15 protein-coding genes are annotated in these 13288 nt (G+C 71.1%); 5 read left to right on the forward strand and 10 right to left on the reverse strand.

Annotated elements, in window-relative coordinates; genetic code table 11:
* The first annotated feature begins 5 nt into the window (after positions 1-5).
* The gene (locus RWH43_RS04210) at positions 6-1262 is read left to right on the forward strand and encodes an MFS transporter (protein ID WP_316000742.1); all 1257 of its coding nucleotides are present in this window, start codon (positions 6-8) and stop codon (positions 1260-1262) included.
* Positions 1263-1307: 45 nt separating this feature from the next.
* Here the strand turns inward: RWH43_RS04210 and RWH43_RS04215 are convergent, their stop codons facing one another.
* The 7 genes from RWH43_RS04215 to RWH43_RS04245 all read right to left on the reverse strand — a co-directional run bounded on the left by RWH43_RS04215 (position 1308) and on the right by RWH43_RS04245 (position 7124).
* Positions 1308-2765 carry an aldehyde dehydrogenase family protein gene (locus RWH43_RS04215; protein WP_230704068.1) on the reverse strand — a complete coding sequence of 486 codons (1458 nt, stop codon included), beginning with the start codon at positions 2763-2765 and terminating at the stop codon, positions 1308-1310.
* Between the two features lie 10 nt (positions 2766-2775).
* A complete protein-coding gene (locus RWH43_RS04220; protein ID WP_154096838.1) occupies positions 2776-3432 on the reverse strand; it encodes a class II aldolase/adducin family protein in 657 nt (218 codons plus the stop codon).
* Positions 3429-4358: a carbohydrate kinase family protein gene (locus RWH43_RS04225; protein WP_230704067.1), complete on the reverse strand. Its 930-nt coding sequence runs from the start codon at positions 4356-4358 to the stop codon at positions 3429-3431. Before RWH43_RS04225 ends, RWH43_RS04220 begins: the two co-directional genes overlap by 4 nt.
* Positions 4359-4449: 91 nt before the next feature.
* Positions 4450-4815: a fluoride efflux transporter FluC gene (locus RWH43_RS04230; protein ID WP_144831935.1), complete on the reverse strand. Its 366-nt coding sequence runs from the start codon at positions 4813-4815 to the stop codon at positions 4450-4452.
* A gap of 15 nt (positions 4816-4830) precedes the next feature.
* The gene (locus RWH43_RS04235; RefSeq protein WP_316000743.1) at positions 4831-5541 is read right to left on the reverse strand and encodes a hypothetical protein; all 711 of its coding nucleotides are present in this window, start codon (positions 5539-5541) and stop codon (positions 4831-4833) included.
* 344 nt (positions 5542-5885) lie between these two features.
* Complete coding sequence (locus RWH43_RS04240; protein WP_144830229.1) at positions 5886-6851, reverse strand: DNA topoisomerase IB; 966 nt, start codon at positions 6849-6851, stop codon at positions 5886-5888.
* Positions 6852-6854: 3 nt separating this feature from the next.
* Entirely contained in the window at positions 6855-7124 is a 270-nt protein-coding gene (locus RWH43_RS04245; RefSeq protein ID WP_316000744.1) for a DUF7218 family protein, read from the reverse strand.
* 193 nt (positions 7125-7317) lie between these two features.
* Here RWH43_RS04245 and RWH43_RS04250 point away from each other — a divergent pair, with 193 nt between their 5' ends.
* From RWH43_RS04250 to RWH43_RS04260, 3 genes are all read left to right on the forward strand, one after another.
* On the forward strand, positions 7318-7482 hold the full coding sequence (locus tag RWH43_RS04250; RefSeq protein WP_186325427.1) for a hypothetical protein: 165 nt from the start codon (positions 7318-7320) through the stop codon (positions 7480-7482).
* A gap of 669 nt (positions 7483-8151) precedes the next feature.
* Positions 8152-8997 (forward strand): DUF4097 family beta strand repeat-containing protein, encoded by an 846-nt coding sequence (locus RWH43_RS04255; protein ID WP_307208604.1) that lies wholly within the window; start codon positions 8152-8154, stop codon positions 8995-8997.
* Positions 8997-9602 carry a PadR family transcriptional regulator gene (locus RWH43_RS04260; protein ID WP_316000745.1) on the forward strand — a complete coding sequence of 202 codons (606 nt, stop codon included), beginning with the start codon at positions 8997-8999 and terminating at the stop codon, positions 9600-9602. Before RWH43_RS04255 ends, RWH43_RS04260 begins: the two co-directional genes overlap by 1 nt.
* A 4-nt stretch (positions 9603-9606) precedes the next feature.
* Here RWH43_RS04260 and RWH43_RS04265 read toward each other — a convergent pair whose 3' ends face one another.
* Positions 9607-10122 (reverse strand): universal stress protein, encoded by a 516-nt coding sequence (locus tag RWH43_RS04265; protein WP_154096844.1) that lies wholly within the window; start codon positions 10120-10122, stop codon positions 9607-9609.
* A 159-nt stretch (positions 10123-10281) separates the two neighbouring features.
* On the opposite strand from RWH43_RS04265, the gene RWH43_RS04270 reads away from it, so the two are divergent.
* Positions 10282-10464 carry a DUF3073 domain-containing protein gene (locus RWH43_RS04270; protein ID WP_056225789.1) on the forward strand — a complete coding sequence of 61 codons (183 nt, stop codon included), beginning with the start codon at positions 10282-10284 and terminating at the stop codon, positions 10462-10464.
* A gap of 134 nt (positions 10465-10598) precedes the next feature.
* Here the strand turns inward: RWH43_RS04270 and RWH43_RS04275 are convergent, their stop codons facing one another.
* Both RWH43_RS04275 and purF read right to left on the reverse strand, forming a co-directional pair.
* Complete coding sequence (locus RWH43_RS04275) at positions 10599-11816, reverse strand: MFS transporter (RefSeq protein ID WP_144830247.1); 1218 nt, start codon at positions 11814-11816, stop codon at positions 10599-10601.
* Positions 11813-13288: an amidophosphoribosyltransferase gene (gene purF / locus RWH43_RS04280; protein WP_144830250.1), complete on the reverse strand. Its 1476-nt coding sequence runs from the start codon at positions 13286-13288 to the stop codon at positions 11813-11815. Before purF ends, RWH43_RS04275 begins: the two co-directional genes overlap by 4 nt.

Below are 13288 nucleotides of genomic sequence, written 5' to 3' on the forward strand. Positions count from 1 at the left end.
CGCTCGTGACGCCCACGGCCTACGCCGAACCGACGCGCCCCGTGCGGGCGGGGTGGATCGCGGCGTTCGCCGGCGTCTGGCTCGGGCTGTGGATGGCCCAGCTCGTGCCGGTGCAGGTGCTGCTGCCCCTGCAGATCGCGGCCCAGCACGCGTCGGACGACTGGCTGGTCTCGCTGGTCGCCTACGGCCTGGTCAGCGCCGTCGCGGGGACCTTCGTGGTGGTCGCGTATCCGATCGTCGGTGCGCTGAGCGATCGTACGCGCTCCCGCTTCGGCCGGCGACGACCCTGGATCTTCGGCGGGGTCGTGGTCGCGTCGGTCGGACTCGCCCTCCTCGGCATCCAGACCGAGACGCTCGGCACCGTCGTCATGTGGACCGCGGTGATGCTCGGCTTCTGCATGGCCTCGGCCGCCTTGACCGCGGTGATGGCCGACAGCGTGCCGGCAGGTCAGCGCGGACTCGTCTCGGGCTGGATCTCGGCCCCGAACGCTCTCGGCATCCTGCTCGGGATCGTCCTGGTGACCGCGGTATTCACCACCACGGCCTCGGGCTACCTCGCCCTGGCCGTGTGCAATCTCGCCCTCGCGGTGCCGGTCCTGCTCGTGCTGCGCGACGTGCCGCTGACCGACGCCGAGGCGGCGCTGCTCGGCCCCCTCACCGCCCGCACGATCCTCTCCTCGATCTGGGTCGACCCCCGGCGTCACCCCGACTTCGCGTGGACGGTCGCGAGCCGCGTGCTCATCAACCTCGGCAACGCCATCGCCACGACGATGCTGCTGTACTTCTTCACCTTCGCGCTGCGCGTGGCCGACCCGACCGGCTTCCTCGTCTTCACGACGGTGATCTACATGGTCGTCACGATCGTGGCATCCGTCGCCCTCGGCAAGCTCAGCGACGTCGTGCAGCGCCGACGCGTGTTCGTGCTCGCCTCGGGGGTGGCGCAGGCCGTCTCGGCTCTGCTGCTGGCCGTCGCCCCGGCCGAATCGACCGCCGTGATCGGCGCCGTGCTGCTCGGCCTCGGTCAGGGATGCTTCTTCGCGGTCGATCAGGCCCTCGCGACGCAGGTGCTCCCCTCGGCCGAGACGCGCGGCAAAGACGTCGGGATCATGAACATCGCCCTCGCCGGTCCGCAGGCCTTCGGTCCGCTGCTCGGGGCCGGGGCGGTCGTGCTCTTCGGCGGGTTCGCGGGCCTCTTCCTCGCCAGCGGCCTGGCGGGTCTGCTGGGCTCGGTCATCATCATGCGGGTGCGCTCGGTGCGGTGATCGTCGACGGATGCCGGGAGCCCGCGGCATCCGCACCTTCGGGGTTCAGCCGTAGAGCGCCCGGATGATCCGCTCCACGATGTGGTCGACCGTGGCGGTGCGGCGCATGGTCGTGAGCGTCAGCAGCGGGAACCGCTGACGCGTCAGCGCCTTCGGGTACGCGAACTCGCGGAGGCCGTCCGTCCCGTGGATGCGCCCGAAGCCCGAATCGCCCACGCCGCCGAACGGCAGGGCGGGGATCGCGGCGAACGAGATGACCGAGTTGATCGCGATCATTCCGCCGCGCAGGCGCAGCGCGAGCTCGCGGCCGCGACGCTTCGAGAACACCGCGCCCGAGAGCCCGTACCGCACGGCGTTGGCCTTCTCGATGGCTTCGTCCATGGATGCCACGCGGTTGACGACCAGGGTGGGGCCGAAGGTCTCGTCCCGCACGGCCGATGACCGCTCGTCGACGTCGGTGAGCAGCACCGGCTGCACGGTCGTGCCCGCGCCCGGGACGGAGCCCACGCGCGGCGTCGCGCCCCGCGCGAGCGCGTCGGCGACGTGCGCACGCACGACGTCGGCCTGGCGCGGCATGGTGAGCGGACCGAGCGTGGCGTCGTCGCCGGTTCCGGCGCGCAGTTCGCGCGTGCGCTCGGCGACGGCCTCGACGAACCGGTCGTACACCTTCGCGTGGGCGTAGACGCGCTCGATGCCGATGCAGGTCTGCCCCGCGTTCGAGTACGCACCCCACACGGCCGCTTCGGCCGCCGCCGCGAGATCGGCGTCTTCATCGACGAGGAGGGCGTCTTTGCCGCCGGCCTCGATGACGACCGGGGTCAGGGTCTCCGCGCACGCGGCCATGACGGCCTTGCCCGTCGCGGTGGATCCGGTGAAGGCCACCTTGTCGACGCCTGCTCGGCACAGGGCGGCGCCGGTGGGCCCGAACCCGGTCACCACCGCGAACACGTCGGCCGCCCCGCCGGCGCGCACGAACGCCCGCTGCAGCCAGGCGCCGACGCCGGGGGTGTACTCGCTCGGCTTGAACACGACGGCATTCCCCGCGGCGAGCGCATACGCGAGGGAGCCCATGGGCGTGAAGACCGGGTAGTTCCACGGCCCGATCACCCCCACGACGCCGTAGGGCACGTATCCCACGCTCGCGTGCTGGTTGAGCATGAGCACGCCCGATCCGACCCGCCGTCGGCGCAGGATGCGCGGGGCGTGCGTGGCCGCCCACGCGAGGTGGTCGAGCGTGAGCATGATCTCGAGGCGCGCGTCGCCCCGAGGCTTGCCCGTCTCGGCGCGTACGAGCGAGATGAGGTCGTCGAGGTGCGCCACGATGTCGCGGCGCCAGGCCCGCAGCACGCGGCGCCGCCCGGCGAAGCCGAGGGCCCGCCACGACGCCGCCGCGCGGCGGGCACGATCGACCGCCGCGTCGACGTCGTCCGGGCTGTGCACCGGGAACGTGTCGACGACGCTGCCGTCGAGCGGGCTCGTCGACGAGAAGGTCGTGGTGGTCATGGCATCCATCTCACACCTCGTGCTTCTGTCCGTACCCCGTCGCCACGGCCGCGGCGATCACCGCGGCCTGCTGCTCGGGGGTGAGCTCGGCCGGGTCGCCGGCCGCGCGGGCGCGGAGGTAGATGTCGCACGCCCACTCGAGCACCGCGGTGTTCGCCACCGCATCGGCGAGGTCGCCTCCCGTGGTCACGGCCCCGTGGTGGGCGAGGATCGCGGCGTTGGCCCCGGCGAGGGCGGCACCGGTGTCGGCGGCGAGCTCGGCCGAGCCGAACACCGAGAACGGCACGACCTCGATCTCGCCGCCCAGGGCGATCTGCTGGTAGTGCACGCACGGCAGGCGGTCGGACACCAGCGACACCGCCACCGCCGCCGGCGCGTGGGTGTGCACGACGGCACCCACGGCGTCGTCGGTGTAGGCCGCCCGGTGCAGATCGAGTTCGGAGCTGGGGGCGAGCGCGCCCGTCACCACGCGCCGGTCGGCGTCGACGACCACCACGTCGTCGGCGACGGCCTCGGCGAACACGACCCCTGTCGCGGTGATGGCGATGCCGCCCTCGACCCGCACGCTCACGTTGCCCGCGGTGCCCTTGACGAGCCCCTGTGCGGCGAGAGAGCGGCACGCGCTCGCCACGGCCTCGCGCACATCCCCCACGGTCGCGGCCGTCATCGCGCCGCCGCCGAGAGGAGGGCGTCGATGGATGCCGCGTCGTACACGCCGTGGTCGGTGCCCACTCCCGCGACCACCTGCGACGCCGTGGCCGAACCGAAGCGCGCGGCGTCGCGAGAGGACTGCCCGCGGAGCTTGGCGTACACGAAGCCCGCCGAGAAGGCGTCGCCGCCGCCGCTGGTGTCGACCGGCTCGGCGGGGACGATCGGGACGAACGCGACGGCATCCTCCTCGACCACCACGACGTCGCCGCCCCCGTCGGTCACCGCGACGACGCGGGCTCCGGCCGCGTGCAGGGCGCGGGCGGCGGCGACCAGGTCGGCGGCGCCGGTCCACCCCATCGCCTGTTCGGCGTTGGGCAGCACGTAGTCGGTGTGCGGCAGCAGCGGCTCGATGAGGGCGTAGAAGGCGGGTTCGCCGCCGATGAGGAAGTCGAGCGAGGTGGTCGCTCCGTGAGCATGGGCGTACTCGAGGATCTCGACGACGTTCTCGGGCCCGAGCAGCTCGGGAGCGCCGACGTGCACGTGCGCGGCGGCGGCGAGCGCCTCCCAGGGCACGACGTCGGCCGCGAGCGCGTTCGCCCCGACGACGTGCAGGGCGGGTCGCGATCCGTCGGAGCGGATGGGGAGGACGGATGCCGAGGTGGGCAGCTCACCCGTGATGAGGTGGGTCACATCGACGCCCGCGTCGCGCAGCAGACCGACGAGCACGCGTCCGGCGACGTCCTCTCCCACGGCGCCGCTCGTGACGACTCGCGCGCCGAGCTTGGTCAGCACGAGCGCGGTGCCCCCGGCGGGCCCGGCGGCCGACATGACGATCTCATCGACGAGCAGCGACCCCTGCCCCTCGGGGATCTCGTCGACGGGTTGCACGATCGTGTCGAGCACGTGGGCGCCGAGCGTGACGATCTGGGGGGCGGCGTTCATCGTCGAACCTCCGGGGTCGGGTCACCGGCGCGGCGAACCCACGTCGGTAAGTGGCACATTTGTACCACTTTCTCGACCGGTTCGACAAGCGTCAGACGCGGGCGCGCCCACCCCGACCGAGCAACACGCCCACCCAGGCCGCCGCGGTCCCCACGATGACCGTCGCCACACCCCACCACAGCAGCCCGAGATCCGCCGACTCGACGGCGAGCGAGCTATAGGTCGTGAAGCCGCCCAGCACTCCCGTACCGACGAACAGCTGCACCCGCTGGGCGCGCGACGACTCCGGCATCCGGGCTCTCCACCCGAACAGGATGCCGATCGCGAACGCCCCCACGACGTTGACGATCGGTACGAGAGCAGGCCCCAGGTCGTCGCCGAACGCGAGCGTCAGCCCCGCGCGCGCGGCAGTGCCGATCGCGCCGCCCACGGCGACGAGGACGACGTCACGCCACATGCTCACCGCGCCACCCTACGCCTGCGGCGGCTGCGGAACCCTCGCCTCGAGCCACGCGACCAGATCCGGGAAGTCGTCGAAGACGCTCATCGTCGTGAACAACGTGCGACCCCGCACATCGGTGCCGCGGAGCCGTCCGCCTGACCGCCACGAGAACGATGCGATCTCGGATGCCGCGACCCTCCGCGACCGGCGGAGTCCCGGGCGCACGAGAAGGTGATCGTCGTAGCCGACGATGCGCGCGCGCCCGGCCGAGAGCGCCCAGAGGAAGATGACCGCACCGAGGCAGCCGAGGGTGCTCAGCCACACGATGACTCCTACGACGGCGAGTGGCCCACCCTGAACGATCTCCGTGACGGCGAGGACGCCCGCTCCCGCGAGGAAGACGAGACCCGTGCCGCGGGCGATCAGGTGCTGCGAAGGCGCGCGCTCGACGACGAAGAGAGGCCGGTCGATCCCGTCCTCCGGTGGCGGAGCGCTGTCGTCCGCGGCCGAGGGGTGGGGCGCGCCACCGGGTCGGCCCTCGACGTATCGTCGCCGGATCCCGTAAGCCACCGTCGCGAGCACCCCCGCCGCGCCGATGAGCGCGAGCCAGGCGATGCCGGTCACGAACGCCATGGCGACGGCCGCAAACGAATACGCGATGACCGCGAGCACCGCCGTCTCACGCTGCCGACGCTTCTTCCACGTCGCTTTCCAGCCGCGGGGCGCCGTGCTCTTCGACATGGCCCGGGCTGTCGCGAGAACCAGCGGATCCGCGGCCAGTCGAGCGACCTCTTCGTCGGTCCACTCGTCGCGCCGCCACCCGCGCGGCTCAGCGGAGTTCTGCTCGGCGGCGCGCAGAAGGTTTCGGAAGGCGTCGTCCTGACGGAGTCCCCGCCGCAGGACCCCCCGCGAAGCGCCGGTCGGTCGAAACAGCTCCTGGGCACCAGGGACCATACGGTACAGCGCGCGGGCCTCCGGCGTCAGCAGACCGAAGAGACGCGTCGGAGCCTCCATCTGCCCGGCGACCCCGCCCCGGGACAGGGAAACGCGCGGACTGGTGGGAGTGTCCGGGGTCGGGCCCACTCTCACTCCCCCAGAATCAGTCGCCGGATCGCGGCGTCCTTCGAGCCGCCGAGCTCCATCGTGCGGCCCTTGCGATACAGCGAGAAGACACGCGGGTCGATGTAGCTCGCCCGCGCCACGGCGGGGGTGTTGCCCAGGGCCTCTGCGGTCGCACGGACAGCGGCGACCTCGGCCTTCTTGCGCTCGTTCTTGCCACCGACGGCGCCGACCTTCGCGAGGGACTCCGCCGCGAGGATCGTTCCGCGCAGCGTCCGGAAGTCCTTCGCGCTGAAGGGCCCGCCCGTGAGCGAGCGCACGTACCCGTTGACGTCGCCGGGGGTCAGGGGCACGCGCCGCCGACCCCGCTTGAAGGTCAGCAGTGCCGCCCGGGGGCGCCCGAGCGCGAGCTCTTCGACGATGGCGGCGAGCTCCGCGTCGCGCAGAGACAGCTCCGCCCGCTTGCCGCTCTTGGCGGGGAACGACAGACGGATGAGGTCGCCCTCGACGGTCGCATCCCGGCGCTGCAGGGTCGTCAGGCCGCGGCTGCCGTTGGTGACGAAGTAGCGCGCGTTGCCGACGCGCGGCGCCACGAGGTCGAGGAAGCGGAACGACACCGCCAGCACGCGTTCGCGATCGGCCTCGGCCCGTCGGAGCGACTGCGTCACCCGGGAGCGCGCCCGCGGCAACGCCTCGGCCAGTTGCAGGGCGCGGGCGAACTTGCCCTTGTCCTGCCTCTTCGACCAGTCCGCGTGATAGGTGTACTGCCGTCGCCCCGCCTCGTCGGTGCCGACGGCCTGGATGTGCGCGTTCGGCTCCTTCGCGATCCACACCTCGCGCCACGCGGGCGGAATGACCAGACCGCGAGCGCGCTCCGCTTCGCGCTCGGGCACCGAAGCCCCGGTGTGGTCGACGAAGCGGAACCCCGAACCGGAGCGCACGCGCCGATAGCCCGGGTCCTCATAGGGCCGGACGCGGATCAGTCGCGCCATGGATCAGTGCGAGCGGAGCAGGTCGATGAGCTCCGCCTTCTTCTTGCCCGAGTACCCGGAGATGCCGAGTTCTTTCGCGCGCTGCTTCAGCTCGGCGACCGTGCGGTCTTCGTAGCCCTCGGCGTGCCCGCCCTTGGCGCCCACCGTGCCGCGGCCCTGGGCCGCAGCCGCGTTCGAGATGCGCGCGGCCTTCTCCTTCGAGTCGCCCTGCGTGCGCAGCTCCTCGTACAGATCGGGATCTTTCAGGCTGTTGGATCCTTGCCCCTGGGGCATGATCGGCTCCTTCCGACGGATGGCTCGACCGTACGACCGCGCTCGCGCCGCGGTCCGCGGGGTTGACAACAGCCCGGCTATCAGCCGATTTCGAGGGGCGTCAAGCCCGGGGGCGGGCGACGCCGACAGTGACACGCTGGACAAAACCCACTCGCCAGGTGCCGCCCACGAGGCGGCGAGCAAGGAGCCCCTCATGAACATCTTCCTGATCATCATCATCATCGCCGCGATCGTCATCGCGATCGTCAGCGGCCTCAGCCAGGCGGCCAGCTTCCTGCTGTGGGTCGCCATCATCGTCGGCCTCATCGCGCTGATCGTGCTGCTGTTCCGCCTCATCAGCGGTCGCAAGCCCGTCTGATCGTCGCGCCGGCGCCTCAAGGGCGCCCCACGACCACGCGGGTATCACCCGTTCCGGATGCCGCGTCCTCACCGAGGGCGCGGCATCCGTCGTTTCAGAAGGACAGGTGGCTGAGCCTGTTGAAGCCAGCGGAACCCCGCGGTACCCCCCTCCTGCCGAGGTGGCTGAGCCCGTCGAAGTCCCCGGCCGCACAGAGGTGGCTGAGCCTGTCGAAGCCACCGGCCGTACAGAGGTGGCTGAGCTTGTCGAAGCCACCGGCCGTACAGAGGTGGCTGAGCTTGTCGAAGCCACCGGACCCCGCGCGCCCCGGTCCCTTCGACAGGCTCAGGGACCTCCCTGGCCGTGCCGAGGTCACCGCGCGCGCCGGTCCCTTCGACAGGCTCAGGGACCTCCCCGTGCGCTCGGGCACCCGTGCGTCTTGGTCCCTTGGACAGGCTTAGGGACCTTTCCGTCCGTGCCGAGGTCACCGCGCGTCCCGGTCCCTTCGACAGGCTTAGGGACCTTTCCATCCGTGCCGAGGTCACCGCGGGTCCCGGTCCCTTCGACAGGCTCAGCGACCTCGCTGTCGGCGACCTCACAGCCCACTCATCCGTGGCGGGGGTTGACGAACTCGCGATATATCGCGATACTCGACCTAACGCGATATATCGCGAGTGAGGAGCATCAACCATGGAGAAATGGATCGTCCACCCCGGCGAGACCCGCGTCATCGACGTCGGCGCGCTGCGCGAGCTCAAGATCGGACTCGTCGGCGGCCAGGTCGACGTCATCGCCCACGACGAACCCGAGGCACGCATCGAAGTGCACGGCGTCACGGTGAAAGACCTGCGCATCGAGATGGTCGACGGCCGCCTCGAGATCGACCACCCGCAGCTGCGGTGGGACAACTTCCTCGAGGTCTTCCGAAACTTCGGCGCCGGCGGCCCGAAGGCCGAGGTCAGCGTCGCGGTCCCCCGCAACGTCGCCCTCACCCTCGGCGTGGTCAGCGCGAGCGCACTGGTCTCGGGGCTGCGCACCGACGTGCGCCTGAACACCGTCTCGGGTGACATCATCGTCGACGGCCTCGTCGGCGACGTCGACCTCAACGCCGTCTCCGGCGACGTGCAGGTGCGCGAGCTCGACGGTGCCCTCAGCGCCAACAGCGTCTCGGGTGACGTCGCCGCGACCGGCCGCATCACCAAGGCCTCGATCGACACGGTCTCGGGTGCCATGCTCGTCGACTCGACGGGACCGACGCAGTCCATCTCGCTGAACTCGGTGAGCGGCACCGGCACAATCCGCCTCGACCGCTCGCTGCCCGCCAACTACGTGTCGCGGTCGGTCAGCGGCCGCGTGCAGATCGACGGCCAGGTGCGCTCGGGCAAGGGCCCGACCAACTACACCGGGTCGACCGGCGCCCTCGCGGGTCAGTTCGTCGACGTCCGAGCCAACACCGTCTCGGGCGAGATCACCGTGCTGCGCCGCGGCATCTCCGGTCTTCGTCCCGAGGAACTCGCCGGAGAGGAGGAGTGGTGATGAGCCCCGTCTTCTCGCACGGCGATCTTCGCCTGTACATCCTGAGCCTGCTCGATGAGGCCCCGCGCCACGGCTACGACCTCATGCAGGCGTTGTCCGCGCGCACGGGCGGCACCTACTCCCCCTCGGCCGGCACCATCTACCCCCGCTTGTCGAAGCTGGAGGAAGAGGGCCTGGTCACCAAGTCGGTCGACGGTCGCAAGACCGTGTACGAGATCACGGATGCCGGTCGCGCCGAGGTCGCATCGCGTTCGGGCGATCTCGAGGGCATCCAGGCCGGCCTCGCCGACAGCGTGCGGCTCATCGCCGACGAGGTGCGCGGAAGCGTCCGCGACGCCATGCGCAGCCTGCGCGCCGATCTCGCCGCGGCATCCCGCGAGGAGCGCGAGCAGGCGCAGTCGGTGCCCGCCGACGATCCCCGCTCCCGCAGTCGCGAGCAGCTCTCGCGCGCCGACGCGGCGATCAACGAGTTCCGCGGACGCGTGCGCAGCGAACTGCGCGCCCACGTCGCGCGGGGCGGCGAGCTCGCGGCATCCGGAGTCGACGAGATCGAGTCGGCACTGCGCGATGCGTCCGAGGCCGTGACCCGCGCGATGCGCGGCTGACGCCTCACTCCCAGGGCAGCTCCTCATCGGCGGCGGCCGGTTCTCCGAGCGGAACGACGAGAACCGGCCGGCGCTGGCGATGACTGAGCCGCGCGGCGACCGAACCGGTGAGGAACTCCCGGAACGACTCGCCGATCCCGCGCTTGCGAGTGCCCACCACGAGCAGCCCGGCGTCGACCTCGTCAGCGAGCTGGATGAGGGCGAGGGCGGGGTCGCCGATCACCTGCCGGACGCTCCAGTCGAGGTCGCGGGCGGCCAGCGCTTCGCCCGCCGCGCGACGCACCTCGTCGAGCGCGGCCTTGGCGGCGGCGCCCGCGACGTCGACGGTCGAGGAGTGCACGTAGCCGTCGGGGTCTTCGAACGCGACGAAGCGCGTGGTGTCGACGTGCGCCACGATCAGCGGCGCCTTCGACAGTGCGGCGTACCGGGCCGCTTCGCGCACGACCCGCGGCGACTGCCCGGGGACGACACCGGCGATGACCGCGCCGGTCGCGGTCTCGGGGCGGGGCTGATCGGTCATGACGGCTCCTGTCGCGACGGGGCGCTCCCCCGCGAGCCCACGACGGCTCGGCCGGAATGCGCCGTGATATCCTGGCTGTTACTCTTACCGGCTCGGTCCGGAACCGCAATACGCAGGGCTCTCAAGCGGCCCTCGACGTCGATCGTGAGGGGGTCTCGCATGGGGCGTGGCCGTCAGAAGGCGAAGAACACCAAGATCGCCCGTGAGCTGAAGTACGACACCTATTCGGTGAACTACTCGGCTCTCGAGCGCGAACTGGGTGCACCCGCTCCGGGTGAAGACGCGTACGTCGACAAGTGGGCCGACCAGTACAGCGACGAGTACGACAACGAGAAGGCCTGACGCCTTCGCGTTCGTCTTTCCCCTCGCGAGGCCGTATCGGTCCGGAGCGGTGATCGTCGTACCCCGATGAACAGATACGCCGAAGGGCGGTGACGTTTCTCGTCACCGCCCTTCGTTCGTGTGCGTCGAACGGCTCACCACGTGCGGCCGGTGCGGCGCTCCCACGCGTCTTCGACGCTCTCGCTGCGCGCCATGATGATCCCCGCGGGGGCCGCGCACGCGATGACCGCGCCGAGCACGATCAAGCCGGTGGTCCAGCCCCCGGTGATCTCGTGCGTGAGGCCGAGCGCGAGGGGCATGAGGGCCGCGATGGCGTATCCCACGCTCTGCACGAACCCGCTCAGCGCCACGGTCGTCTCGTGCTGGCGCGTCCGCAGGCCGAACAGCACGAGGGTGAGCGGGAAGAGCAGCGGCGGGATGCCGATGAGCACGACCCACAGCACGGTCGCGGCACCGGGGGCGACGAGCAATCCGGTCACTCCGACGACGCCGGTCACCACCGCGACGACGTAGAACGGGGTCGTGCGCCCGAGGCGCGCCACCAACAGGGGGACGAGCAGCGACACGGGCAGACCCATGAACGAGAAGAGCGCGAGCAGTCCGCCGGCCTCCGCGGCCTCCACTCCCGCCACATCGATCAGCAGCGGCGGAAGCCACGCGAACATGCCGTACGCCACCGAGGAGTTGACGGCGAACGTGACCACCAGCGCCCACGTTTGCGGCACGCGCACGAGGCGCGAGAGCACCGCCGTCCGCGGCTCGTCGACGGCGTCGATGCGCGACGCGCGGGCACGCAGGCTCAACGCCACCCACGGCAGCACCGCCGCGACCGCGACCACCGCCCACACCACGAACGACCCGCGCCATCCCACGGCTCCCGCCAGCGGCACCGCGACCAGCGGCGGCGTGAAGGTCGCCACCGCCATCGTCGTACTGTAGACGGTCGTCATCAGGCCGATGCGCTCGGGGAAGTACTTCTTCACCACGGTGGGGATGAGCACGTTCGCCACCCCGACGGCCGCGAACACCCCGGCCGTCGCCGCCAGCAGCGTCAACGCGTTGCCCGCGGCCGCCCGCGCGGCGAGCATCGCGGCCGCCACGATCGCCGCGATCAGCACCGTGCGCTCGAGCCCGACTCGTCGCTCGATCGCGGGCGTCACCATGCCCGACAGCGCGAACGCGACCGGGGGCGCCATGCCGATCAGACCGACCACCGCCGTGGGCAGCGCGAAGTCGCGACCGATCGCATCGAGCAGAGGAGACAACGACGCCACCGCGATGCGCAGCGTCAACGCCAGCAGCACGATCGCCGTGGCGGCGAGGGCGATGGTTCCCGCGCTGCGGCGGGTCAAGACTCCTGGCTGCCCTCGACCCAGGCGAGGTACTCCTCCGACACGGTCCCCGTCACGTAGCGACCGTCGAAGCAGCTCATGTCGAGGTCGGTGAGGTCGGTGCCCTCCATGATGGCCGCCTTGAGGTCGTCGACCTCCTGGTAGACCAGGTAGTCGCAGCCGAGCTCTTCGGCGATCTCGGGGATCGTCCGGCCGTGGGCGACGAGCTCGTGACGCGAGGGCATGTTGATGCCGTACACATGGGGGTAGCGCACCGGCGGTGCCGCCGAGGCGAACGTCACGCTCTTGGCCCCGGCATCCCGCGCCATCTGGATGATCTCGCGGCTCGTCGTGCCGCGCACGATCGAGTCGTCGACGAGGAGCACGTTCTTGCCCTGGAACTCGGTCGACATGGCGTTGAGCTTCTGGCGCACGCTCTTCTTGCGCACCGCCTGCCCCGGCATGATGAAGGTGCGGCCGACGTAGCGGTTCTTATAGAAGCCCTCGCGGTACTCGATGCCGAGTTTGCGGGCCACCTGCATCGCGGCCGGACGCGCGGAGTCGGGGATCGGCATGACCACGTCGATGGTCCCGGCCGGGGTGTACTTCGCCACGGTGTCGGCCAGGCGCTCGCCCATGCGCAGGCGCGTCTCGTACACCGAGATGCCGTTCATGACCGAGTCGGGGCGGGCGAGGTAGACGTACTCGAACGAGCACGGCGCGAGCGTGGGGTTCTCGGCGCACTGCTGGGAATGCAGCGTCCCGTCGAGGGTGATGAACACCGCCTCGCCGGGCAGCAGGTCGCGCACGACCTCGAAGCCGGCGTTCTCGAGCACCAACGACTCCGAGGCCACGATGTACTCGTCGCGCGGCTCGCCGCCCGGCACCTGCGCTGCGGGACGCTTGCCGAGGATGAGGGGGCGGATGCCGAAGGGGTCGCGGAACGCGAGCAGGCCGTAGCCGGCGATGAGGGCGATCGAGGCGTACGACCCCTCGACGCGCTCGTGCACGCGCGCCACCGCGCGGAACACCTGTGCGGGGTCGAGGTCGGGGCCGGTGATCTCGGACTGCAGTTCGGAGCCGAGGATGTTCACGAGCAGCTCGGTGTCGCTGCTGGTGTTCAGGTGCCGGCGGTCTTTGTGGAACAGCTCGCCCGTGAGCTCGCGCGTGTTCGTCAGGTTGCCGTTGTGCACCAGCACGATGCCGTAGGGCGCGTTGACGTAGAAGGGCTGGGCCTCTTCTTCGTTCGACGCGGTGCCCTTGGTGGCGTAGCGCACGTGCCCGAGACCGATGTCGCCGAGCAGGGCGCGCATGTCGCGGGTGCGGAACGCCTCGCGCACCTGGCCGCGGGCCTTGTGGATGTGGAACACGCCGCTGGACTCGGCCGTGGCCATGCCCGTGGAATCCTGTCCCCGATGCTGGAGCAGGAGGAGCGCGTCGTAGATCTCCTGGTTGACCGGGCCCTGCCCGGCCATGCCGACGATGCCGCACAT

It is taken from the genome of Microbacterium algihabitans, assembly GCF_032464975.1.
Lineage (GTDB): Bacteria > Actinomycetota > Actinomycetes > Actinomycetales > Microbacteriaceae > Microbacterium > Microbacterium algihabitans.